General features: G+C 72.8%; 22 protein-coding genes. 12 read left to right on the top strand and 10 right to left on the bottom strand.

What is annotated here, in order from left to right; genetic code table 11:
* Window positions 1-142: 142 nt before the first annotated feature.
* On the bottom strand, window positions 143-1,387 hold the full coding sequence (locus E8M80_RS14180; RefSeq protein ID WP_137126354.1) for a Zn-dependent hydrolase: 1,245 nt from the start codon (window positions 1,385-1,387) through the stop codon (window positions 143-145).
* Window positions 1,388-1,880: 493 nt separating this feature from the next.
* Here E8M80_RS14180 and E8M80_RS14175 point away from each other — a divergent pair, with 493 nt between their 5' ends.
* The gene (locus E8M80_RS14175; RefSeq protein ID WP_137126353.1) at window positions 1,881-2,306 is read left to right on the top strand and encodes a septal ring lytic transglycosylase RlpA family protein; all 426 of its coding nucleotides are present in this window, start codon (window positions 1,881-1,883) and stop codon (window positions 2,304-2,306) included.
* A gap of 232 nt (window positions 2,307-2,538) precedes the next feature.
* Here E8M80_RS14175 and E8M80_RS14170 read toward each other — a convergent pair whose 3' ends face one another.
* A complete protein-coding gene (locus tag E8M80_RS14170; RefSeq protein WP_137126352.1) occupies window positions 2,539-3,309 on the bottom strand; it encodes a substrate-binding domain-containing protein in 771 nt (256 codons plus the stop codon).
* A gap of 102 nt (window positions 3,310-3,411) precedes the next feature.
* On the opposite strand from E8M80_RS14170, the gene E8M80_RS14165 reads away from it, so the two are divergent.
* Both E8M80_RS14165 and E8M80_RS14160 read left to right on the top strand, forming a co-directional pair.
* Window positions 3,412-4,200, top strand: coding sequence for an aldolase (locus tag E8M80_RS14165; RefSeq protein ID WP_137126351.1), 789 nt, complete (start codon window positions 3,412-3,414; stop codon window positions 4,198-4,200).
* Complete coding sequence (locus E8M80_RS14160) at window positions 4,197-5,084, top strand: DMT family transporter (RefSeq protein ID WP_240790037.1); 888 nt, start codon at window positions 4,197-4,199, stop codon at window positions 5,082-5,084. The genes E8M80_RS14165 and E8M80_RS14160 overlap by 4 nt, the downstream gene beginning before the upstream one ends.
* Before the next feature lie 10 nt (window positions 5,085-5,094).
* Here the strand turns inward: E8M80_RS14160 and E8M80_RS14155 are convergent, their stop codons facing one another.
* From E8M80_RS14155 to E8M80_RS14140, 4 genes are read right to left on the bottom strand one after another with little or no spacing between them, the layout of a single operon-like run.
* A complete protein-coding gene (locus E8M80_RS14155) occupies window positions 5,095-6,027 on the bottom strand; it encodes a polysaccharide deacetylase (protein WP_137126350.1) in 933 nt (310 codons plus the stop codon).
* The gene (locus tag E8M80_RS14150; RefSeq protein WP_137126349.1) at window positions 6,024-6,935 is read right to left on the bottom strand and encodes a polysaccharide deacetylase family protein; all 912 of its coding nucleotides are present in this window, start codon (window positions 6,933-6,935) and stop codon (window positions 6,024-6,026) included. The genes E8M80_RS14155 and E8M80_RS14150 overlap by 4 nt, the downstream gene beginning before the upstream one ends.
* A gap of 5 nt (window positions 6,936-6,940) precedes the next feature.
* Window positions 6,941-7,606, bottom strand: a complete 666-nt coding sequence (locus E8M80_RS14145) for an isochorismatase family protein (RefSeq protein ID WP_137126348.1) — start codon at window positions 7,604-7,606, stop codon at window positions 6,941-6,943.
* A 48-nt stretch (window positions 7,607-7,654) separates the two neighbouring features.
* Window positions 7,655-8,044 (bottom strand): VOC family protein, encoded by a 390-nt coding sequence (locus E8M80_RS14140; protein ID WP_137126347.1) that lies wholly within the window; start codon window positions 8,042-8,044, stop codon window positions 7,655-7,657.
* 65 nt (window positions 8,045-8,109) lie between these two features.
* Between E8M80_RS14140 and E8M80_RS14135 the strand changes: the two genes are divergently transcribed.
* Genes E8M80_RS14135 through E8M80_RS14115 form a run of 5 tightly spaced genes read left to right on the top strand, consistent with a single transcriptional unit; the run spans window position 8,110 to window position 13,111 of the window.
* Window positions 8,110-9,492 carry an ABC transporter substrate-binding protein gene (locus E8M80_RS14135; RefSeq protein ID WP_137126346.1) on the top strand — a complete coding sequence of 461 codons (1,383 nt, stop codon included), beginning with the start codon at window positions 8,110-8,112 and terminating at the stop codon, window positions 9,490-9,492.
* Between the two features lie 12 nt (window positions 9,493-9,504).
* Window positions 9,505-10,356 carry a sulfurtransferase gene (locus E8M80_RS14130; RefSeq protein WP_137126345.1) on the top strand — a complete coding sequence of 284 codons (852 nt, stop codon included), beginning with the start codon at window positions 9,505-9,507 and terminating at the stop codon, window positions 10,354-10,356.
* A gap of 23 nt (window positions 10,357-10,379) precedes the next feature.
* Window positions 10,380-11,351: a tripartite tricarboxylate transporter substrate binding protein gene (locus E8M80_RS14125; RefSeq protein ID WP_240790036.1), complete on the top strand. Its 972-nt coding sequence runs from the start codon at window positions 10,380-10,382 to the stop codon at window positions 11,349-11,351.
* A 49-nt stretch (window positions 11,352-11,400) separates the two neighbouring features.
* Window positions 11,401-12,399 carry a calcium/sodium antiporter gene (locus E8M80_RS14120; RefSeq protein ID WP_137126343.1) on the top strand — a complete coding sequence of 333 codons (999 nt, stop codon included), beginning with the start codon at window positions 11,401-11,403 and terminating at the stop codon, window positions 12,397-12,399.
* A gap of 7 nt (window positions 12,400-12,406) precedes the next feature.
* Window positions 12,407-13,111, top strand: coding sequence for an ABC transporter permease (locus tag E8M80_RS14115; RefSeq protein ID WP_137126342.1), 705 nt, complete (start codon window positions 12,407-12,409; stop codon window positions 13,109-13,111).
* A 157-nt stretch (window positions 13,112-13,268) separates the two neighbouring features.
* Here the strand turns inward: E8M80_RS14115 and E8M80_RS14110 are convergent, their stop codons facing one another.
* Both E8M80_RS14110 and E8M80_RS14105 read right to left on the bottom strand, forming a co-directional pair.
* Window positions 13,269-14,093 (bottom strand): substrate-binding domain-containing protein, encoded by an 825-nt coding sequence (locus tag E8M80_RS14110; protein ID WP_137126341.1) that lies wholly within the window; start codon window positions 14,091-14,093, stop codon window positions 13,269-13,271.
* A gap of 18 nt (window positions 14,094-14,111) precedes the next feature.
* Window positions 14,112-14,981, bottom strand: a complete 870-nt coding sequence (locus E8M80_RS14105; RefSeq protein ID WP_240790035.1) for an ATP-binding cassette domain-containing protein — start codon at window positions 14,979-14,981, stop codon at window positions 14,112-14,114.
* A 71-nt stretch (window positions 14,982-15,052) separates the two neighbouring features.
* On the opposite strand from E8M80_RS14105, the gene E8M80_RS14100 reads away from it, so the two are divergent.
* The gene (locus E8M80_RS14100) at window positions 15,053-15,985 is read left to right on the top strand and encodes a helix-turn-helix transcriptional regulator (RefSeq protein WP_170979411.1); all 933 of its coding nucleotides are present in this window, start codon (window positions 15,053-15,055) and stop codon (window positions 15,983-15,985) included.
* On the opposite strand, the gene E8M80_RS14095 is transcribed toward E8M80_RS14100, so the two are convergent.
* Complete coding sequence (locus E8M80_RS14095; protein ID WP_137126339.1) at window positions 15,943-17,667, bottom strand: glycerol-3-phosphate dehydrogenase/oxidase; 1,725 nt, start codon at window positions 17,665-17,667, stop codon at window positions 15,943-15,945. The genes E8M80_RS14100 and E8M80_RS14095 overlap by 43 nt on opposite strands.
* A 104-nt stretch (window positions 17,668-17,771) precedes the next feature.
* On the opposite strand from E8M80_RS14095, the gene E8M80_RS14090 reads away from it, so the two are divergent.
* On the top strand, window positions 17,772-18,869 hold the full coding sequence (locus tag E8M80_RS14090; RefSeq protein WP_137126338.1) for a mandelate racemase/muconate lactonizing enzyme family protein: 1,098 nt from the start codon (window positions 17,772-17,774) through the stop codon (window positions 18,867-18,869).
* Window positions 18,870-19,017: 148 nt separating this feature from the next.
* On the opposite strand, the gene E8M80_RS14085 is transcribed toward E8M80_RS14090, so the two are convergent.
* Complete coding sequence (locus E8M80_RS14085) at window positions 19,018-19,788, bottom strand: SDR family NAD(P)-dependent oxidoreductase (RefSeq protein WP_137126337.1); 771 nt, start codon at window positions 19,786-19,788, stop codon at window positions 19,018-19,020.
* Between the two features lie 80 nt (window positions 19,789-19,868).
* On the opposite strand from E8M80_RS14085, the gene E8M80_RS14080 reads away from it, so the two are divergent.
* Window positions 19,869-20,339, top strand: a complete 471-nt coding sequence (locus E8M80_RS14080; RefSeq protein WP_137126336.1) for an ureidoglycolate lyase — start codon at window positions 19,869-19,871, stop codon at window positions 20,337-20,339.
* 68 nt (window positions 20,340-20,407) lie between these two features.
* Complete coding sequence (locus E8M80_RS14075) at window positions 20,408-21,385, top strand: tripartite tricarboxylate transporter substrate binding protein (protein ID WP_137126335.1); 978 nt, start codon at window positions 20,408-20,410, stop codon at window positions 21,383-21,385.
* Window positions 21,386-21,492 lie beyond the last annotated feature (107 nt).

The following is a 21,492-nucleotide window of genomic DNA, read 5'->3' as shown; positions in this document are numbered from 1 at the left end:
CGGTGCCGCGCAGCAGCCGGATGCGGGCGGCCGCCGCCCCCACCGCGATGCCGGGCCCGCGCATCGGGAGCCATGTCCGATTGGATGCCGCGTTCCGGACGGCCTGGATCGCGGCGCCGCCCATGCCCGGTCGGGCGCTGCGCTACGCCGTGCGGTTCGCCCGCGCGACCACCGCCTCGAACAGCACTTGGCAGCCGGCCTCGGCTTCCTCGGGCAGGATGCTCTCGGCCTCGTTGTGGCTGAGGCCGTCCTTGCAGGGCGTGAAGATCATGGCGGTCGGCACGTTGCGCGCGACATAGACGGCGTCGTGCCCGGCGCCGGAGATGATCTCCCGCGCCGAGAGCCCGAGCCGCTGCGTCGCCTGGCGCACCAGGTCCACGCAGGCAGGGTCGAAGGGCTGCGCCGGGATGCGGAACAGCTCCGTCAGGTCGAGCCGGCAGCCGGTCTCGGCCACGAGACGCGCGGCCTCGGCCGGGAAGGTCGCGGCCAGGCCGTCGATCTCGGCATCGAGCGGGTGGCGGAACTCCACGCTGAAGCGCACCTCCCCGGGCACGACGTTGCGCGAGGCCGGCAGCACCTGCAGGAAGCCGACCGTGCCGCGGCCGTCCTCGCCGCGCGCGCGCATCAGGTTGTCGACCAGCGTGATCACGCGCGCGGCCGCGACCAGCGCGTCCCGGCGCAGCGACGGCGGGGTGGTGCCGGCGTGGCTGTCGCGGCCGGTGACGACGGCGTCGTACCAGACCTGCGCCTGCGCGCCGGTGACGATGCCGACCTGCTTCGCTTCGCGCTCCAGGATCGGGCCCTGTTCGATGTGCAACTCGAAATAGGCATCGGCCGGGAAGGGTTTGGCGGGGTGCGCGCCCTTGTAGCCGATGGCGTCGAGCGCGTCGGAGACGGTCACGCCGTCCACGTCCTTCAGGCCATAGGCCTTGTCCTGCGTGTAGATGCCGGCCCAGACGCCGGATCCCATCAGGGAATGGCCGAAGCGGGAGCCTTCCTCGTCGGTCCAGTTCACCAGTTCGAGCGGCGCCTCGGTGACCACGTTGAGGTCGGCGAGCGTGCGCATCACCTCGAGCCCTGCGATCACGCCGAGCGCGCCGTCGAACTTGCCGCCCGTGGGCTGGCTGTCGAGGTGGCTGCCGAAGAGCACCGGCAGGCGCGTGGGGTCGCGGCCCTCGCGGCGGGCGAACATGTTGCCCATGGCGTCGACGCGCATGGTCAGGCCGAGCGCCTCGCACCAGGCGGTGAAGCGCTGGCGGCCGGCCTTGTCGACATCGGTCAGGGTCAGGCGCTTCACGCCGCCCTTGGGCGTGGCGCCGATCTCGGCCATGGCCATAAGGCTGTCCCACAGCCGCTTGCCGTCGATGCGCTGGTTCGTGCCGCTCATGGAATGCCGTGCCCGTGCTGGTGACCGTCGGTCCGGACTAAGCCCTGCGGGCGCGTCCTGTCCACCGGGGCGGGGCGCGCCGGTGCCGTGCGGCGACCTTCACGAATACAATCGTTCCGCGCTTCAATTCAGACAAGGCGAATGCCTAAGAAAATAGAAAAGCGTGATGAATACTTTTAAATATTGCTCCTGCAATGCTGTGAGGGGAACCAGTCTCCGAGAGTCTCGCCGCGGCAGGCCTGTTGCGTTGTTCGAATTTCTGCTGCATGGAATCGCCCGCCGGCCGTTCGGTCGGACATGTATTCAAGCGTCATCTGTGGCAGGCGGCCATTTCGAACGCCGCCCGGTGCGCGGGTCCCCCCGATCGGCCCGTGTCGCCAGAACCGCCAAGGAGAGGCCCCCAATGGCGTTCCGCAGCACTGCCCCTTCGCGCGTCCGGCCCGCAGCCCCGATCGCCCGCCGTCCCTGCGCGGCGGAGGGTCGGCCCTGGCGCATGCTTGCCGGCTCGGCCGTGGCCGGGCTCGCGCTCCTGACCTCCGCCTGCGCCGGGGCGGGGGAGGACGTCGCCGCCGCCGCGCCGCGCCCGGTGGCCGAGGCGCAGCCCACCGGGCCGGCGCAGGTCGGCCACGCTTCCTATTACGCGCGGCATTTTACCGGCCGGCGCATGGCGAACGGGCAGAGGTTCGACCCGGCGTCCGAGACCGTGGCGCACCGCACCCTGCCCTTCGGCACTGTGGTGCGCGTGACGAACCTCGACAACGGCCGCACCGCGACGGCGCGCGTGCTCGACCGCGGCCCCTGGATCCGCGGCCGGATCGTCGACGTCAGCCCGCGCATCGCACGCGACCTCGACATGATCCGCGCGGGGATCGCGCGGGTCGAAGTGGTGCCGGTCGAGGTGGCCGAGGCGCCGGAGTGATGCCGACGGCACGAGTGCCCGAGGGTATGTGACGATGAATGCCGGCCGGCCGGGGCGCCGGTCACGGGCCGCGTGAAAGGCGAGGGGCGAAGGGAACTTCTCCCTCCGGATCCCCTTCAACCTTCTCTGCCCCTTGGCGCCCGACCTTCCAGGCCCCGTGCCAGGTTCCAAAGAAGGGAGGGGGATCGGGGGAGGTTCTCCTCCCCCCACCTGCGCTCCAGGCTCCCTGCCGCTACGCCGTCGCGAAGCCCGCGGCGCGGAAGCGCGCGCGCCCATCCGCCCCGGTGAGGAACGCCAGGAAGGCCAGCGCGCCGTCCCGGTCCGATGCCCGCGCCGTGACCGCGCCGAGATAGGGCGTCACGAGCTGCGCCGCATCCGGCAGCGGGCCCACCAGCGTAGCGCCCGGCACGGCGATGATCTCGCTGATCTGCGTCAGCGCCAGCGCGGCGCGCCCGTCCGCCACGGCCTGCACCGCGGCGCCGCCGCCGGGGAAGACGAGCGTGCGGGCCCGCATCTCCTCCGCGATTCCCAGGCGCTCGATCAGCCGGGCGGCATGGGTGCCGGCCGTGGCGCCGGTCGAGGGATCGGAGTGCGCGATAGTGGGCGCCGCCAGGATCGCCGCCCGCAGCGCCGCCTCGGTCGAGATGTCGGGCCTCGGCGCGCCGTCCCGCACCGCCGCGCCGATCAGCATGCGGCCGAGTTCGCGCGTCGTCGTGCCGTCGAGCAGGCCATCGGCCGTGAGGCGGGCGACCTGAGTCGCGCTGTTCAGCATGAGGTCGGCGGCCTCGCCGTCCCGCAGGCGGCGGGCGGCGACGCCGGCATTGGCGGTGGCGATGGCGACCGCACGGCCGCCGGCGGCGGTGAAGGCGGCGGCCAGGTCTCGCGTCGAGGCCGCGACGGCGCCGGTGCCGAGCACGCGGATCGGCGCCGCCTGCCCCCTGGCCGGCCATGATGCCGCCACCACGGGGGCCGCCAATGCGGCGAGCACGAATCGGCGGTGCATGGCGTCTCTCCCTCTCCCCCGGGCATCTTGCTCCGCCTTGCGTCTTGCTCAAGTCCCGTCGCTGGGGGAACTTCGGCACCACCCTTCCGGGAGCGATCATCCATGGCCCATGCCCTCGGCGCGCCCGGCGCGCCCGCAATCCTGCGCAACACCGACCTCGACGCGGAGGCCGTCCGCGAGGCTCGTGTCGACCTCGCCGCCTGCTTCCGCATGGCGGCGCGGCTCGGACTGCATGAGGGGATCTGCAACCACTTTTCCTTCGTCGTGCCGGGGCGGGACAACCTGTTCCTGGTCAACCCCTATGGCTGGGCGTTCAGCGAGATCACGGCGTCGCGCCTGCTGGTCTGCGACTTCCAGGGCAACGTGGTGGCGGGGGAGGGCGTGCCGGAGGCGACCGCCTTCTTCATCCATGCCCGCGTCCACCTGAACAAGCCGCGGGCGAAGGCGGCCTTCCACACCCACATGCCGAACGCGACCGCGCTCGCGATGGTCGAGGGCCCGCCGCTGGCCTGGGCGGGGCAGAGTTCGCTGAAATTCTACGGCCGGACCATGGTGGACGAGGAGTATGGCGGCCTGGCCCTCGACGAGAAGGAAGGCGACCGCATCGCGGCCAGCATCGGCGACGCCGACATCGTCTTCATGCGCAACCACGGCGTCATGGTGGTCGGGCCGACGGTCGCCGAGGCCTGGGACGACCTCTACTACCTCGAGCGCGCGGCGGAGGCGCAGCGGCTCGCGCTGTCCACCGGCCGCGCGCTCAAGCCCGTGCCGCCCGAGATGGCGGCCAGGACCTACGCCCAGATGCGGGAGGGCGACCGCGAGAGCGCGCGCCTCCATCTCGAGAGCATCAAGCGCATCCTGACCCGCGAAGAGCCGGACTTCATGCAGTGAGCGGCGCTGCCCCGCGGGCGCCGGATCCCGCGGGGCTTGCGCTGTTGCTCGTCACCACCTTCGGCTGGGGCCTCAACTGGCCCGCGATGAAGCTGCTGCTCGAGGAACTGCCGGTGCTGACCACGCGTGCGGCGGGGGGCGGCATCGGCTTCCTCATGCTGCTCGGCATCGCCCTCGCGCTGCGCGAGAGGCTGACGGTGCCGCGCGCGCTCTGGCCGCGGCTCGTGCTCGTCTCGCTGCTGAATGTCACGGCGTGGATGGGGCTTGCCTCCTTCTCGCTGCTCTGGCTGAGCGCGGCGGAGGCGACGATCGTCTGCTACACCATGCCTGTCTGGGCGGCGCTGATGGCCTGGGCGATGCTGGGGGAGCGTCTCGGCGCGGCGCGCATCGCGGGGCTCGTGCTGGCGTTGTCGGGGCTCGCGCTTCTGGTGCTGGGGAAGGGCGTCTCGGTCGGGCTGGCGAAGGTGCCGGGGGTCGCGCTGGGACTTGGCTCGGCCATCCTGTTCTCGCTCGGCACGGTGGTGACGAAGCGCCGGCCGCTCGGCCTGCCGCCGACCGCGGCGACCGTCTGGCAGGTCGGGCTCGGCATCCTGCCGCTGGCGCTCGGCGCGGTGGTGTTCGACCCGCCGGGGCTGGGCGCGCTGTCGGGGCGGGGATGGGCGTTGCTCGCCTATGGCGGCGTCTTCGCGCTCGGGCTCTGCTACCTCAGCTGGTTCGCGGCGCTGCGGCGGCTGCCGGCCTCGCTCGCCTCGCTCGGCACGGTGCTGACGCCGGTGGTGGGCGTGGCGGGGGCGGCGATCTTCCTGGGCGAGCCCTTCGGCTGGCGGGAGGGCGCGGCGCTCGGGCTCACGCTGTCGGGCGTGGCGCTCGCGCTGCGCGGCTAGGCGCGCGGCGCTACCCCGCCTGCGCCTTCCACGCCGCCGTGATCTCGCTGCCGCTGGCGCTCCAGACCGACCCGCGCGCCAGGATGGCGTCGAGCATCTGCCCGAAGGCGCGGATGCGGTGCGGCTGGCCCATCAGCCAGGGCGTGACCGACAGCGTGAGGATGCGCCCGCCGCCGGTGGCCTCCGCCTCCGCGTCCAGGGCCGCATGCGCGGCGAGGACCGCGTTGGTGAAGGCCTCGGTCGGCATGTTCTGCTGGTGCAGCATGCGCTGGTCGGCCAGGTCCTGCGACAGAGGCATGGCGGTCAGCGTGCCGGCGTCCGTGGCGAAGGCGTAGGGCATGTCGTCGTTCGCCCAGCCGCTGGTCCAGGCGTAGCCCGCTTCGGCCACGAGGTCCGGCGTGCGGTGCGATTCCGAATGCGCCGGCGAATGCCAGCCGCGCAGCGCAGCCCCGAAGCGCCCGCGCAGCAGCGCGGTGGCCTCGGTGACCCAGGCGCGTTCGTCGGCCTCGGCCACGCCGCCATGGTGGATGTGGCCCATGTCGAGGCCGGCGCAGGCGGGCTCCCACCCCGCGGCCGCGATGTCATCCATCAGCGCCGGGTATTCCTGCGCGAGCTGCGCGCTGATCAGGGCGGTTCCCGCCACGCCGCGCGCTGCCATCGCGCGCATCATGCGGTAGATGCCGATGCGGTTGCCGTAGTCGCGCTGCGTGAAGTCCCAGAAGGACGGATAGGGCCGCTCCATGCCGCCTGGCGCGACGATCGGCTTCAGCGGCATGTCCATCGGGAAATGCCCGACATGCACCGCGACCCAGAGCGCGATGCGCGCGCCGCCCGGCCATTGCACGGGCGCCGTGCGCGGCAGGATGCGAAACGGGTAGCGATCGTGGTCCATGCCACGGCCGCGCCTGGGATAGACGAAGTAGTCCGCCGGCAGCCCGCTCATGGCGTGCCCTCCGCGATCCAGGCCTCGTGCGCGGCCAGATGGTGGTCGATGTAGTGCTTCGCGATCTCGCGCCCCGTCGCGAGCCAGACCTTGTCGTGGCCGGTGACGTGGCGCAGCACCTCCTCCAGCGCCGCGATGCGGTGCGGCTGGCCGATCAGGAAGGGGTGCAGCGGCAGGCACATGACCGTGGCGCTCTCGGCGCCTTCCTCGTACAGCGTGTCGAACTGCGCCTTGCAGATCTCGGCGTAGCGCTCGGGCGGCGTGTTGCGCATCACGAGCAGCGGCACGTCGTTCACTTCGAGCGAATAGGGGATGCTCACCAGGCGCTGCCCGCCGCGCGTCGTGATCGGTGTCGGCTGGTCGTCGTGCAGCAGGTCGAGCGTGTAGAGCACGCCTTCCTCGGCCAGGATGTGCTGCGTCGTCTCGTCGTTCGAGATCGCGGGCGTCAGCCAGCCATCCATCGCCTGGCCGGAGGCGCGCAGGATGGTCTCGCGGTTCTCGCGGATCACCTCGCGCTGCTGGTCCTCCGACATGCCGTAGAAATAGCGGGTGTTGTAGGTGCCGTGGCTGAACAATTCCCAGTCCAGCGCGCAGCAGCGCTCGATGATCTCGGGGTAGTGGTCGCAGACCGCGACGTTGAGGCTGACCGACCCGCGCACGCCGTGCCGCGCCATCACGTCCGCCATGCGCCAGAAGCCCGCCCGGTTGCCGTAGTCGCGCCAGGAATAGCCGGAGACGTCCGGCACGGGGCGCGGCCAGGGCATCCGCCGCGCATTGGGCGGCGGGTCGTATTCGTAGTGCTCGATGTTGGGCGCCACCCAGAAGGCGACGCGCGCGCCGTTCGGCCAGGTGATCCTGGGCCGGCGGCGCCAGGGCATGTAGGCGTAGTGGCCGGGGGTCTTCAGCATCGGCGTCAGCCCTCCATGCGGGGAATGGCGGCCAGCACCTCGGCCACCGGCAGCACGTCGGCGTATTTCACCGCCATGTCATACAGGTTCGCGAAATGCGGGCTCTCGTGCTTGTCGGCCACGCATTCCTCCGGGACGATCATGCGGTATCCGCAGGACAGGCCGTCCACGACCGTCGCGCGCACGCAGCCCGAGGTCGAGCCGCCCGTGACGACCACGGTGTCGGTGCCGTGGAAGGTCAGCAGGGACCGCAGGTTGGTCTCGAAGAAGGCGCTCGCCATGCGCTTGTTGATCAGGATGTCGGACGGCAGGCGCTGCACCCGCGGGTCGAGCGCCGCGCGCGGCGAGCCTTCCTTGATGTTCTGCAGGCTGTCCGGCGTGTCGGAGCGCGTCCCCCAGACGCCGCAATCCTCGCCCGAGGGCAGGTAGGCGACATGCGTCCAGACCACAGGCCAACCGCGCGCGCGGAAGGCCGCGGCCAGCGCGTTCACGTGCTCGATCTGGCGTGGATCGGTCTCGTAGGCGGTGGCGTACGTGCCGACCTGCGTGTAGGCGCATTGCAGGTCGATGTTCACGAGCGCGGCGCGCCGGCCGAAGCCGAAGCGCGCGCGCGCCGGCGCGGCCTTCGCCGCTGCGTACATCTGCCGTGCCGTCTTCGCGTCCTCGATCATCGTCGTCCTCCCGCGTCGCGTGCAGAACCTTCCACGGCCTCGCGTGACCTACAAGGCGGTGAACAGTCGCGCCACCTCCGGGTTGTGGAAGCGCTGCACCTCGATCGCGTAGCCGGCCGGGTCCTCGCAGAAGAAATGCTCGCAATAGGTGCCGCGCTGGATCTCCGAGAGGCCGGCCACGCCCGCCGCCGTCATGCGCGCATGCCATCCGGCGACATCCTCGTCCACGATGGTCAGCAGCACGGCGCTTGTCGCCTGGTGCCGCAGGTGGCCGCGATTCCCGTCCACGATGCCGAAGTAGCTGCGCCCCGCGATCCGGTAGATCCGCGCCATACCCTGGTCCAGCACGAGGTCGAAGCCCATCACCTCCTCGTAGAAGCGCGCCGCCGGCGCGAGATCCGCGTAGTAGAAAAAGGTGATTGCGTAATCCGCGGCCATGTCGTTCTCCTGTCGGCTCCGGACGCTAAGGGCCGCACGGGGTCCGTCAAGCCAGGGGGCGGTGGATGGTGCTGACGGTCGCGTTTGAGCGCGTGGACTTCCTGCCGCCGGGCCGCGTGACGGACGACACTTCCATCCTGACGATCCGCAGCCTGGTCGCCGAGCCGCTCTGCACCTGGCGCGACGGGCGCGTGCTGCCCGGACTGCTCGCGGCCTGGCATCACGAGGATGATGGCCGGTCCTGGACCTTCGCGCTGCGGGCCGGCGCGACGTTCCACGACGGCCGGCGCTGCACGGCCGAGGACGTGGCCCAGACGATCCGCGACCATCTCTCGGGCCTCGACATGTTCGGCATGCCCTGGGCGTATTCGCGCTATCTCGCCGGTGCGCGGATCACGCCCGAAGGGCCGGGGATGCTCTCGATCTCGACGCCCGCGCCGGTCGCGGACCTGCCCGAGATCCTGTCCGAGTTCTTCGTGCTGAAGCCCGGCGCCGACGGCGCGGCGACGCTCGGCACCGGCCCCTACCGCGTCGTGGCCCTGGAGCCGGGGGCCGAGGCGCTGATCGAGGCCGTGGACCCTGCGCGCGCGCCGTCGCGCATCCATCTCATCGCGGAACGCGATCCCGACAACCGCTACCGCATGGTCCTCGAGGGCCTGGCCGACGCCGCGACGAACCTCGAGCGCATGGCGAACCCCCGCGCCCGCGCGCCCGGCCTGACGTGGGGGGAGGCGCCGAACACGCTCTCGGTCATGTTCTACCTGGAGTGCCGCCGCGGGGTCTTCGCCCATCCGGCGGCGCGGCGCGCGGCGAACCACGCGGTGGACGCGCAGGCCATCGTCGACGAGCTGTTCCACGGCATGGGCGTGCCGGCCGCCACCATCGTCAGCCCCTTCCACCTTGGCCACGCGGAGGCCGGGCTCGTCCCCATCGCGCCCGACCGCGACCTCGCGCGGCGGCTGCTCGACGAGGCCGGCGGCGGCGCCGAGGTGCTGATCCGCACGCCGCTGCACATGCCGGAGAAGGCGCCCGCCATCAGCGCGATGGTGGCCGACGGGCTGCGCGCCATCGGCCTCGATCCGCGCATCCAGGAAGTAGCCGACCGCCCGGACTATGCCCGCCAGGTCGGGCGCGGGCAGATCGGCGACATGGCAATCTTCGACAGCTCACCCGCCTCCACCTATCGCGTGCTGAACGACAAGATATCCTCGGCGGTGCGTGGGCAGTGGTGGCAGGGGCACGACGACCCCGTGCTGGAGCCCCTGATCGCGCAGGCGAACCGCAGCCTGGACGAGACCGCGCGCGCCGCGGCCTATGCGCGCTGCCTGCGCCGGCTGCACGAGAACCCGCCCTGGCTTTATCTGTTCCACCCCGTCGAGGCCTTCGCCGCCCGGCCCGGCACGGTGCCGCTCGCGATCGACCATCGCGGCGTGCTCCACTTCGCCTGAGGGAGCATCGCCGTGGACCCGCGCCAGGACGTCTTCATCACCGCCGCCGCCCTCTCCCGCCGGATCGCGGCGGGGGAGGAGGTCTCCATACTCGCCGTGCGCAACGCCGGGGCCGAGGCGCTGGCCGATTTCGCCGCCGTGCCGCGCATCCCGGGCGCGGTGGACGCCGACCTGCCGAGCCAGTTCGCCGGCCCCGGCGGCGGCACGCGCGGCAGCCGCCCGCTGCCGGCGATCGAGGACCTCCAGCGCCATGCGGCCGCCTGGGGCCTGCGCCGGGGCGTGCCGGTGGTGCTCTACGACCACGACCGCTGCCTGACCGCCGCGCGCGGCTGGTGGGTGCTGCGCTGGGCGGGACTTGCGCCCGTGCTGCTGCTGGATGGCGGCTTCCCGGCCTGGATCGCGGCGGGGCTGCCCATCGCGATCGAGCCCGGGGCGCCGCCGCCGGGCGACGTCGTGCTGTCGGCGGGGCACATGAAGGTGCTCGACGCCGATGCGGCGGCGGCGATGGCGCGGGACGGCGTGCTGCTCGATACGCGCATCCGCGGCAACTATATCGGCGGCGCCGTCGCGCTGGGGGAAGCGCCGCGCGGCCATATCCCGGGCTCGCTCAGTGCGCCGGCGGCGGATGCGCTGACCGAGGCCGGCACCTTCCTGGACACCGAGACGCTGCGCCACCTGTTCGCCGGGCTCGGCGCCGATGGCACGCGCCCGGTTGGCGTGACCTGCGGCGCGGGCATCTCGGCGGCGCACGGCATCGCCGCGCTCGCCGCCATTGGCATCGATTCTGCATTGTTCCCCGGCTCCTGGTCCGCCTGGAGCGCCGATCCGGCCCGCCCGGTCGTGGTCGGCGCCGCCCCTGGATGAGCCCCTGTTCAAGGATGACTGCCGTGATCCACCGCCGCCGCCTCGCCCTGCTGCCCGCCGGCCTGCTCGCCGCCCCCGCCCTGGCGCAGGAGGCCCCCTGGCCGAATCGCCCCGTCCGCCTGGTCGTCGCCTTCCCGCCCGGCGGGCTGACCGACACCTTCGGGCGCATGATGGCCGAGCGGCTGCAGGCGGAGCTCCGCCAGACCGTGGTGGTCGAGAACCGCGGCGGCGCCGGTGGCACCACCGGCACGCAGATGGCCGTGCGGTCCCCGCCCGACGGCTACACGCTCGCCGTCGCCGCGCCGTCCACGCATGTGACGGCGCCGATCCTGTTCCCGACGCCGGGCTATGACGGCGTCAGCGACGTTGCCGCGGTCGGCGCCTTCGCGACCATCGCCTCGATCGCCGTGGTGCATCCCTCGGTGCCGGCCAACAGCATCGCGGAACTGGTGGCGCTGGCGAAGGCGCGGCCGGGGACGATGAATTTCGGCTCGGCCGGCGCGGGCGGCTCCGTCCACTTGGCGGGCGAGCTGTTCAAGATGCGCGCGGGCGTCGACATCGTGCACGCGCCCTATCGCGGCGGCGCGCTGATGCTGGCGGACCTGCTCGCCGGGCGCGTGCAGATCGCCTTCGACAACCTGCCGCAGATCCTGCCGCATGTGCGCAGCGGCGCCGTGCGCGCGCTGGCGGTCACGAGCCGCGAGCGGTCCCGCTTCGCGCCCGAACTGCCGACCATGATCGAGGCCGGCGTGCCCGACTACGACGTAACCGCCTGGTTCGGCCTGACCGCGCCGCAGGGCACGCCGCCCGCCATCGTCGACCGGCTCAATGCCATCCTGCGCGGCATGGTCGCGGACCCCGCCGTGCTGGCGCGGCTGGAGGGGCTCGGCGCGCAGCCGCTGTCCATGACGGCGGACGAATTCGGCGCCTTCCTGCGCGCCGAGCGCGTGCGCTACGCCGAGATCATCCGCGTCAGCGGCGCCCGGGTGGATTGAGGCCGCACGCCTCCCCATCTGACCGCCGCAACCTGACAGGCGGGAGACGATGGAGACGGCGTTGCTCATCATCGGCGGGCTGGTGCTGCTCGTCCTCGGCGGCGAAGGGCTGGTGCGCGGCGCGGTGCAGATCGCCGAGCGCTTCGGCGTCTCGCCGCTGCTGATCGGCCTCACGCTGGTGGGGTTCGGCACCTCGACGCCGGAACTCGTGACCAGCGTGCAGGCGTCGCTGGCGGGCTCGCCTGGCATCGCGGTCGGCAACGTGGTCGGCTCGAACATCGCGAACATCCTGCTGATCCTCGGCATCTCGGCGGTGGTCTTCCCGGTGCGCGTCTCCTCCGCGGCCCTGGCGCGCGACGGGGTCATCGGCGCGGCGGCCGCCGCCATGCTCCTCGCGGTCGGCCTCGCCTGGACGCTGGACCGGGTGGTGGGCGGCGTCTTCGTGGCGCTCCTGGTCGCCTACATCGTCCATGCCTGGCGGCAGGAATCGGCCGGTACGGACGGGCATACCGCCGCCTTCGAGAAGGCCCAGGCCTTCGAGGAGACGCATCCCAGGGGCGTTCATGGCGCGTATGCCGCCGCGCCGGGCACGGGGCGGCGCGGGCTCCTGGTCTCGCTCGCGCTGCTGGTGGGCGGGCTCGCGCTGGTCGTCCTCGGCGGGCGGCTGCTGGTGGATGGCGCGGTCGGTCTGGCCCGCGCGCTCGCGGTGTCGGAGGAGGTGATCGGCCTGACCATCGTCGCCGTCGGCACCTCGATGCCGGAACTCGTGACCTCGGTCGTCGCGGCGCTGCGGCGGCACGCCGACGTCGCGATCGGCAACGTGCTGGGCTCGAACATCTACAACGTGCTCGGCATCGCCGGGGTTACCGGGCTGATCTCGCCGACCGTGGTGCCGGCGCAGATCGCGGCCTTCGATGCGCCCGTCATGCTGGCCGTCTCGCTGCTGCTGCTGGCGGTGGCGCGCACGGGCTGGCGCGTCGGGCGGCGGGAAGGGGCGGGGCTGGTCGCGCTCTATGCGCTCTATGTGTGGGTCATCTGGCCGGTATGATGGCCGCATGAACGACATCGGCAGCGCCTTCTCCGCCGCCTTCGGCCTGGTCGCGGGGGGCGACCCGGCGCTGCTCGGCATCGTCGGGCTGTCGCTGCGGGTCAGCCTCGGCGCGCTCGCGATCGCGGCGGTGGTCGGCCTGCCGCTCGGCGCGCTGCTCGCGGTCGCACGGTTCCGTGGGCGGTCCGGGGTGATCGTCGCGCTGAACGCGCTGATGGGGCTGCCGCCGGTGCTCTGCGGCCTGCTGATCTACCTGCTGCTGTCACGCTCGGGCCCTCTCGGCCCGCTCGGCCTGCTGTTCACGCCGGCGGCGATGGTGGTGGCGCAGGCGGTGCTGATCACGCCCATCGTGGCCGCCCTGGCGCGCCAGGTGCTGGAGGGGATGTGGGAGGAATACGCCGAGCAGTTCCGCTCCTTCCGCGTCTCGGCCGCGCGCGCGGTGCCGACGCTGCTCTGGGACGGGCGCTTCGCGCTGTTCACGGTGCTGCTGGCCGGCTTCGGGCGCGCCGCGGCCGAGGTCGGCGCTGTGATGATCGTGGGCGGTAACATCGAGGGCTACACGCGCGTGATGACGACGGCGATCGCGCTCGAGACCTCGAAGGGCGACCTGCCGCTGGCCTTGGCGCTCGGCATGGTCCTGATGCTGATCGTCTTGGCGGTCAATGCGCTGGCGCAGGGGCTGCGCGGCGCCGCGGTGCGTTGGGCCGGCTGAACGGGGCTTGGAGCAGGAAGGGCGGGGGGAAGGGAATTTCCCACCGCACCCCCCAACCTTCTTTGGCATTTGGCGCTGTACGCCCGGGATCCGTGCCAGGTGCCAGAAAAGGTTGAGGGGGGTCCGGGGGGAGAAGTTCCCTTCTCCCCCCGGCCTTTCACGAGGTCGGCTCGGCCTCGGCCGCATTCGGGAAGAAAAGTTGCTCCCCGCTGATCCCGTAGGATGCAATCGCCGCCTGTCCCGCCGGCGACAGGATCCAGTCGATGAAGCGCTGCCCGTCGGCGGCCTTCACATGCGGATGCCGCTGCGGGTTCACGAGCATGACGCCGTACTGGTTGAACAGCCGCGCATCGCCCTCGACCAGGATGCGGAGATCCTGGCGGTTGCGGAAGGCGAGCCAGGTGCCGCGGTCGGCCAGGAGATAGGCGTTCTGGGCCGCGGCAGTGTTGAGCGCCGGGCCCATGCCCTGGCCCACTTCGCGGTACCACTGGCCCCGGCCCGCCACGGGGTCGATGCCGGCCGCGCGCCAGAGGCGGAGTTCCGCCGCATGCGTGCCGCTGCGGTCGCCGCGCGACACGAAGGGCGCGGACGCGGCGGCGATGCGGCGCAGCGCCTCCGGCGTGTCGGCCAGGCCGGCGATGCGCGCCGGGTCCGCGGCGGGGCCGATCAGCACGAAGTCGTTGAACATGACGTGCCGGCGCTCGACGCCGAAGCCATCGCGCACGAAGCGTTCCTCGGCCGCGCGGTCGTGCACGAGGACGACGTCGGCGTCGCCGCGCCGCGACGTGTCCAGCGCCTGCCCGGTGCCGAGCGCGATCACGCGCACCGCGATCCCGGTCGCCGCCGCGAAGATCGGCAGGATGTGGCGGAACAGGCCCGATTGTTCCGTGCTGGTTGTGGAGGCGATCGTGATGCTGCGCTCCTGCGCCGCCGCCGGCTGCGCGGCGAGCAGGGCAAGGGCGATCAGGCACCTGCGGATCATCGTCGGTCTCCCGAGGTGTCAGGCCGCGAGCAACTCGCCGCGCAGGAAGGAAGCGGCCTCGGCGCTGGCGGGCGCGCCGAAGAACTGCGCGGCCGGCGTGTGCTCCAGCAGCCGGCCGCCATGGAGGAAGACGACCTCCCCCGCCAGGCGCCGCGCCTGGCCAAGGTCGTGCGTCGTCATCACGATCTTGGTGCCGCGCGCGGCCAGCGTCGCCACGATGCCCTCCACCGCGCGCGTCGCGGCAGGGTCGAGGCTCGCGCAGGGCTCGTCGAGGAACAGCACGTCGGGGTTCGTCGCCGCCGCGCGTGCCAGCGCGAGGCGCTGCTGCTCCCCGCCCGAGAGCCGGCGCGCCGGGCGGTCGGCCAGCGCCGTGAGGCCAACCAGGTCGAGCGCCGCCACCGCGCGGGCCTCGCGGTCCGCGGCGCCGGCCAGGCGAAGCGGGTAGAGCACGTTCGCCAGCACCGACCGGCGCAGGAGCACGGGGCGTTGGAACACCATCGCCTGGCGTCGCGCGGCGTCGCCCTCGCGCCCGGCCCAGGAGACCTCGCCCGCGGTCGGCTCAACCAGCCCGTGCAACAGCCGCAGCAGCAGGGATTTTCCCGCGCCGTTCGGCCCGAGGATGACGGTGGGCGCGCCGGGCAGAAGGGTCAGCGTGACATCCGAGAGGATGCGCAGCCCGCCCACGTTGAAGCCGAGGCCGCGCACCGCGAGCGGCAGGATGGTGACCCCGGATGCCGAAGGATCCTGGCCTTGTCCCGTGCAGGGTTGGTGCGGCGGCTGCGCGGCGGCCATCACGAACTCCGCGTTCCGGCGGAGTTCGGATACATCGGGCGCGCGCATCAGCGGGCGCATCCCGGCCCGCCGCGATGCTGCCGTGCCGTCATCCATGCTCGGCTGCGCCTGTCCTGCACGCCTGTCTCCCCCAGCGTCTGAAATGACGGTGGCAGATGACCGCGTCAATGGCGGAGACCCTTGACGCGTCGGCGGCATTTGCCGGCAATTGCCGGATGATGCCGGATGTCCTCACGCTGAAGGAAGCCGCCGCCTGGCTGCGGCTGTCGGAACGCGCGCTCTATGACCTCGCCCGCGGGCGGCAGGTTCCGGCCGCGCTGCTCGGCGGCAAGTGGGTCTTCCCGCGCGCGCTGCTGGACCGCTGGCTGGCGGCCCGGGCCGATGGCGGCGATGCGCCGCATCGCGTCGCGCCGCCGCCGGTGCTGGCGGGCAGCCACGACCCGCTGCTGGACTGGGCGGTGCGGCAATCGGGCTGCGGGCTTGCCTTGCGCGCCGGCGGCAGCCTGGACGGGCTGGGTGCGCTGGCGGCGGGGCAGGCGGTGGTGGCGGCGGCGCATCTGCTCGACGCCGACAGCGGCGCCTGGAACGCGCCCGCGGCGCGGCGCGAACTCGGCGCTGGCGGGCATGTCGGCATCACCTGGGCCTGGCGGGACCAGGGGCTGCTGGTGGCGCCGGGCAATCCGCTCGGCCTCGCTGGAGTGGCGGACCTCGCACGGACCGGCATCGCGGTGGTCGGGCGGCAGAACCGCGCCGGCAGCCACGTGCTGCTGGTCCACCTGCTGACCGAGGCCGGGCTCCGGCTCGACGCCCTGACCTTCCTGCCCGAGCCCGCGCTGGCCGAGGACGAGGTCGCCGCCGCCGTCGCCGAAGGCCGCGCCCAGGCCGGCTTCGGCATCCGGGCCGAGGCGGCCGCCCGCGGCCTCGGCTTCGTGCCCCTGGTGCGCGAGCGCTTCGACCTGGTGATGGCGCGGCGCGACTATTTCGAGCCGCCCGTGCAGACGCTGCTGGCCTTCGCGCGGGGCGCGGCCTTCGCGGCGCGGGCGGCGCGGATGGGCGGCTACGATATCGCCGAGACGGGGCGCGTCGCCTTCAACGGATAGCCAGCGCCGTGACGTTCGCGGAGCAGCGCGAGCGTCGCCGCCTCCTCCTCCGCCCGGCGCGCCGCGGACCAGCCGAGCGCGCCGGCCAGCACGCCCGCGACCTCGCGCACCGCCTCCTCGCCGGCGTCGCCCTGCAGCGCGACGAGCGTCCGGCGCAGGATCACGTCGGCAAGCCGCGTGACCATCTCCTGCCGCGCGATCCAGGCGATCTCGGCGGTCGAATGGTCCGGCAGGGCGGCGAGCGGCGCGTCGGGGCCGGCGGCGATGGCGCGCGCCGCGTCGCGCGCGCGGGTGCCGTAGCGCGCCATCAGCGCCTCGATGCGCGGCCGCGGCACGCCGGTCTCGCCCGCCACCTCGGCGCACCAGGCGGCACGGTCGTCGGGAAAGCCGGCGCCGCCGCCGATCGGCAAGCCCGCCGTGCCGGTGCGCCGCGCGCGGCCGAGCCGGCGCAGCACCTCGTCCGCCGCTTCCTCGCCGAAGGAGCGGAAGGTCGTCCACTTGCCGCTCACCATCGACAGCACGGGGAAGGGGCGTCCGGCCGTTGCCTCGCTCGCCACCAGCCTGTGCGTGCGCGGGATCATCCCCGGCGTCGCGCTGTCGACGTAGGGCAGCGGGCGCACGCCGGAATAGCGGAAGCGGATGTTTTCCCGCCCCACCGCGACCGCGGGCAGGACCTCCCGCAGCACGGCGAGGAGGTAGTCCACCTCCGCCTCCTCGCAGCGCACGACGTCGGCGTCCTCCACGCGGATGTCGGTGGTGCCGAGCAGCACCTGTCCGAGGAAGGGGAAGACGATGCAGGTGCGCCCGTCCGGCGCCTCGAAATACAGCATCGCGCCGCCAAGCGCCTCGCGCAGCCCGTCATGGTCGATCACGAGGTGCGAGCCCTTGGTGCCGCCGATCATGCGCCGGTTGATGCCGAGCGGCGCATTGACGCGGTCGATCCAGGCGCCCGCCGCGTTCACCACGATCCGGGGCGCGAGGCGGAGCGTCTCCCCGGTCAGCGCGTCGCGCAGCACGACGCCCTCGGCGTCCGGGCCGTCGGCGGCCATGTAGGTCAGCGCCTCGGCCTGCGGCGCCGCGGCCAGCGCGTCGAGCACCAGTTCCAGATTGATGCGCTCGGGATGCGAGACCCAGCCGTCCCAGTACTCGGCCGCCGCCGTGATGTCGGGCGTGAGGCCCGGCATGGCGGCGAGCGCGGCTTGGCGGCCCAGCATCCGGTGCCGCGGCATGGTGCGTTCGTGCCGGCCGAGCCAGTCGTAGAGCGCGAGGCCGATCCGGACCAGCACCGCGCCGCGCCGGCCGGATTTCGACGGGCGGCGGAACAGCCTGCCGATCGCGGCCAGCGTGCCGCCCAGGCGGTCGTACAGCGGGACGATGGTGCGCAGCGGCGCGACCAGGTGCGGCGCGTTGCGCAGCAGGCGGTTGCGCTCGGTCGCGCCTTCCCGGACCAGGTCGAGTTCCGCGGTCTCGAGGTAGCGCAGCCCGCCATGGACCATGCGCGACAGCGCGGAGGAGGCGCCTTCCGCGATGTCGCCGCGGTCCGCCAGCACGACCCGCACGCCGTTCAGCGCCAGGTCGCGGAACACCGCCGCGCCGTTGATGCCGGCGCCGATGACGAGAACGTCGGGCGCCGGGTCCTGCCGCAGCCGCTCGATCGTCGCCTGGCGCGAGATGTCCCGCATGCACGCCTCCTGGCCCCGTCACTAGCGGCGGGACCTTGCGCGGGCAACGGGCCTTGCCCGCCCGGGTCGCCGCGCGCAGGCTCGGCGTGCCGGAGGAGGACGCCATGACCGACCTGACGATCCGCGAGGTCCGCACGACCCTGCTGCGCCTGCCCTGGCCCGAGGACCCGTGGCTGGCCGGGCATGCGCTCGGCGCCATGCGCGACCTGGTGGTGGTGGAGGTGGTGACCGCCTCGGGCCTGACCGGCATGGGCTACCTGCACCTGCTGAACCTGCCGCTGCAGCGCACGATCGGCGCCTGCATCGAGGAGGCGATGGCGCCGCGCATCCTCGGTCGCGACGCGACGGCCATCGAGGCGATCTGGCGCGACCTCTGGCGCGCGACGCTGACGGGCGGGCGGGGCGGCGTGGCGATGATGGCGCAATCGGCCATCGACATCGCGCTCTGGGACGTGGTGGGCAAGGCGGCGGGGCTGCCGCTGCACCGGCTCTGGGGGCATTTCCGCAGCCAGATCCCCATCTACGGGTCGGGCTGCTTCCGCGGCAGCCGCGGCGACGGGATGATCGCCAAGGCGCGGCACTACGTCGCGCAGGGATACAGGGCGATCAAGATGCAGGTCGCCTATGTCGGCGACCTGAGCACCGACCTCGACAACGTGCGGCGGATGCGCGAGGCCGTCGGGCCCGGTGTCGAGATCATGATCGACGTGAACATGGGCTGGACGGCTGATGTCGCGATCACGATGGGCCGGAAGTTCGAGGCCTTCGACGTCTACTGGCTGGAGGAGCCCGTGCTGGCCGACGACTTCGCCGGCTATCTCCGCTGCGCGGAGGCGCTCGACCTGCGCGTGGTGGGGGGCGAGACGCATTTCGGCCGCGCCGACCTGCTGCCGCTGCTCGAGCGCGGGCGGATCCCCATCCTGCAGCCGGACCCGATGCGCGGCGGCTTCACCGAGCTGCGCAAGATCGTGGCGCTGGCGGACACCCACGGCGTCACGATCGCGCCGCACCTCTTCCCGGAACTCAACGTCCACCTGCTGGCGAGCATCCCGAACGGGATCTGGGCCGAGCAGATGGGACTGCTCGACGATGTCTTCGTGAGCCTGCCGAAAATCGCGAACGGCACGATCACGGCGCCCGAGGCGCCGGGGCACGGGCTCGCCTTCAGGCCGGAGGTGATGACCGACTTCGTGCTGCGGTAGCGCCGGACGAAGGTGCCGGGAGAGCGGAACCTCCCTCCCTCCCTTCTTTGGAATTTGGCGCTCATCCCGGAAGGTGGGGCACCAAATAACAAAGAAGGTTGTGGGGGGTGCGGGGGGAGAAGTTCCCTTCTCCCCCCCCCCTTTCCCTTCAGAACGCCATCCACCCGCCATCGACCATCAGGTTGTGGCCGGTGAGGAACGTCGCCTCCCCGCTCGCGAGGAACAGTGCGGCCGAGGCGACGTCCATCGGCCGGCCGAGCCGCGCCATGGGCGTACGCATCTCGGAATAGGCCATGGCGTCCGTGCCCGGCCCGGCGGGACGTCCGGTCAGGATGCGCCCGGGCGCCACCGCGTTGCAGACGATGCCCTGCTTCGCGTAGTCCACCGCCACCTGCTTCGTGATGTAGGCCGCCGCCGCCTTGCCGGTGCCGTAGGCGATCTTGCCCGGGGCGGCGACCATGCCGTGCTGGGAGGAGATGTTGACGATCCGCCCGCGCACCTCCTCCACCGGGTCCTGCGCCAGGAACTGCTGCACGGCGCGCTTGCAGCCGAAGAAGACGCCCTTCGCGTTTACCGCCATCACGCGGTCCCAGTCGGCCTCGCTGGTCTCCAGCAGCGGCCTGCCCTCGCCGCGGATGGCGGCGTTGTTCACCATGACGTCGAGCCGCCCGAACTCCGCGACCGCCGCGCCGACCAGCGCATCGACATCCGCCCAGGATGACACGTCGCAGGGCCGGAACCGGACGGTGCCGCCCGCCGCCTCGATCACCTCCCGGGTCGGCGGCCCGCCTTCGAGCGGCGTCTCGGTCACGTCGCCGATCACGACGCGCGCGCCCTCCCGCGCGAACAGCACCGCAATGGCCCGGCCGATGCCGGAGGCGCCGCCCGTCACGACCACGACCTTGTCCCTGAGCCTCATGCGTCTCCCCCTCGCGGCCGGGCCCTGGACGGGGCGCGCGGCGCCCCCGATCATCGCCGCGACACGAACCGAGGGAAACCATGCGCCTCATCACCGAACCGCTGACCGCCGAGGCCTTCGCGCCCTTCGGCGAGGTCCTCGCCGCCCCGGAAGCGCCGGGACGGCTGCACATCGACGGCGTGCTCGAGAACCGGCGCGCGCATGCGAAGCCGGCGATGTACTTCACCTGCAAGGAGCCCTCGGCGCTGCCGCTCGCCTCCACCACCATGGAGCGGCACCTGCATTCATCGCAGTCCTTCGTGCCGATGGAGGCCGGGCGCTGGCTCGTCGTGGTCGCGCCGCATGGCGCCGATGGCGGGCCGGACATGGCGCGCGCGCGCGCCTTCCTCGCGCGGCCGGACCAGGGCGTGACCTATGGCGCGGACGTCTGGCACCACCCGTTCACGGTGGTCGACCGGGTGGCGCGCTTCGCCGTCTTCATGTGGAAGGACGGCACCTCGGCAGATGACGAGTTCGTCGAGGTGCCGCACTTCGAGGTCGTGGCCGGCTGACAGGCCCCGTGCCGGTCATGCGAAATTCGCGCTAGCCTCCGGCACGACACCAGGGAAGGGAAACGTCGATGGGACAGGGGATCGGGCGCCGCGTGGCGCTGCTGGGAGCGCCCGCGGTGATCGCGGCCGCAGGCGTCGCGCGGGCGCAGGCCTGGCCCAGCCGGCCGGTGCGCATCGTGGTGGGCTTTGCCGCGGGCGGCGCCAACGACATCATGGCGCGCCTGCTGGCGCAGAAGCTCTCGGAGCGCATCCCCGGCAGCAGCTTCATCGTCGAGAACCGCCCGGGCGCCAGCACGCAGGTCGCGGCCGACAATGTCGCGCGCTCCGCCCCGGACGGCACGACCTTCTTCTACACTTCGCCCTCGACGCTGATCGCGCTGGTCGTGAACCGGCAGGCGACGCTCGACCCGACGCAGGCGCTGGCGCCGGTCTTCCTCGCGCAGAACTCGCCGCTGGCGCTGATCTGCCGGCCGGATTTCCCCGCCCGTACCATGGCGGAGTTCATCGCCCTGGCGCGCGAGCGGGGCGGCAGGCTGACCGTCTCGACGCCGGGGGCGGGTGCGATCAACCACCTGGCGTTGGTGCTGCTGATGCGCCAGACGGGCATCGAGGTCACGCACGTGCCCTATGCCGGCAACCAGCCCTCGATCACGGCGCTGATCCGGGGCGATGTCGACGTGGCGCATGACGGGCTCTTTGCGCCGCGCGCGCAGCTCGAGACGGGGGCGTTGCGCGCCATCGCGGTGACGGGGGCCGCACGCTCCCCCGTCTATCCGAACGTGCCGACCGTGGCCGAGACGGTGCCCGGCCACGTGGTCGGCTTCTGGGGCGGGGTCTTCGCGCCGCGTGGGACGTCCGAGCCGATCCTCGACCGCCTGAACGCCGAACTCGATGCCATCGTGAAGCTGCCCGACGTGGTCGAGCGCATCCGCGGCTTCGGCGCCGAGCCGGCCGGCGGCGACCGGGCCGCCTTCGTCCGCATCGTCGCCGAGGATTGGGCGCGCTGGGGCCAGGTGGTGCGGGAGAACGACATCCGCGCCCAGTGACCGGCACGGCCGCGCCGCGCAGCGGGCGTCCGCGCGTAGTGCGGCCGAAGCGCGCAGGCGCGCCCAAGAAAAAGGCAGCCTAGCGGCGCTGGCGCGCCGGGGTGCCG

It is taken from the genome of Roseomonas sp. HF4 (assembly GCF_005222755.1).
Taxonomy (GTDB): domain Bacteria; phylum Pseudomonadota; class Alphaproteobacteria; order Acetobacterales; family Acetobacteraceae; genus Neoroseomonas.
This window is presented reverse-complemented; position numbering and strand designations above follow the sequence as displayed.

Excerpts from the sequence above, each read along its gene's own strand:
- E8M80_RS14140 (WP_137126347.1), bottom strand. The coding sequence starts at position 8,044 with ATGGCCGCGGATTACGCAATCACCTTTTTCTACTACGCGGATCTCGCG.
- E8M80_RS14135 (WP_137126346.1), top strand. The coding sequence starts at position 8,110 with ATGGTGCTGACGGTCGCGTTTGAGCGCGTGGACTTCCTGCCGCCGGGC.
- E8M80_RS14155 (WP_137126350.1), bottom strand. The coding sequence starts at position 6,027 with ATGAGCGGGCTGCCGGCGGACTACTTCGTCTATCCCAGGCGCGGCCGT.
- E8M80_RS14085 (WP_137126337.1), bottom strand. The coding sequence starts at position 19,788 with ATGAGGCTCAGGGACAAGGTCGTGGTCGTGACGGGCGGCGCCTCCGGC.
- E8M80_RS14090 (WP_137126338.1), top strand. The coding sequence starts at position 17,772 with ATGACCGACCTGACGATCCGCGAGGTCCGCACGACCCTGCTGCGCCTG.
- E8M80_RS14120 (WP_137126343.1), top strand. The coding sequence starts at position 11,401 with ATGGAGACGGCGTTGCTCATCATCGGCGGGCTGGTGCTGCTCGTCCTC.
- E8M80_RS14165 (WP_137126351.1), top strand. The coding sequence starts at position 3,412 with ATGGCCCATGCCCTCGGCGCGCCCGGCGCGCCCGCAATCCTGCGCAAC.
- E8M80_RS14175 (WP_137126353.1), top strand. The coding sequence starts at position 1,881 with ATGCTTGCCGGCTCGGCCGTGGCCGGGCTCGCGCTCCTGACCTCCGCC.
- E8M80_RS14100 (WP_170979411.1), top strand. The coding sequence starts at position 15,053 with ATGGCGGAGACCCTTGACGCGTCGGCGGCATTTGCCGGCAATTGCCGG.
- E8M80_RS14150 (WP_137126349.1), bottom strand. The coding sequence starts at position 6,935 with ATGCTGAAGACCCCCGGCCACTACGCCTACATGCCCTGGCGCCGCCGG.
- E8M80_RS14145 (WP_137126348.1), bottom strand. The coding sequence starts at position 7,606 with ATGATCGAGGACGCGAAGACGGCACGGCAGATGTACGCAGCGGCGAAG.
- E8M80_RS14080 (WP_137126336.1), top strand. The coding sequence starts at position 19,869 with ATGCGCCTCATCACCGAACCGCTGACCGCCGAGGCCTTCGCGCCCTTC.
- E8M80_RS14170 (WP_137126352.1), bottom strand. The coding sequence starts at position 3,309 with ATGCACCGCCGATTCGTGCTCGCCGCATTGGCGGCCCCCGTGGTGGCG.
- E8M80_RS14115 (WP_137126342.1), top strand. The coding sequence starts at position 12,407 with ATGAACGACATCGGCAGCGCCTTCTCCGCCGCCTTCGGCCTGGTCGCG.
- E8M80_RS14180 (WP_137126354.1), bottom strand. The coding sequence starts at position 1,387 with ATGAGCGGCACGAACCAGCGCATCGACGGCAAGCGGCTGTGGGACAGC.
- E8M80_RS14110 (WP_137126341.1), bottom strand. The coding sequence starts at position 14,093 with ATGATCCGCAGGTGCCTGATCGCCCTTGCCCTGCTCGCCGCGCAGCCG.
- E8M80_RS14105 (WP_240790035.1), bottom strand. The coding sequence starts at position 14,981 with ATGGATGACGGCACGGCAGCATCGCGGCGGGCCGGGATGCGCCCGCTG.
- E8M80_RS14075 (WP_137126335.1), top strand. The coding sequence starts at position 20,408 with ATGGGACAGGGGATCGGGCGCCGCGTGGCGCTGCTGGGAGCGCCCGCG.
- E8M80_RS14095 (WP_137126339.1), bottom strand. The coding sequence starts at position 17,667 with ATGCGGGACATCTCGCGCCAGGCGACGATCGAGCGGCTGCGGCAGGAC.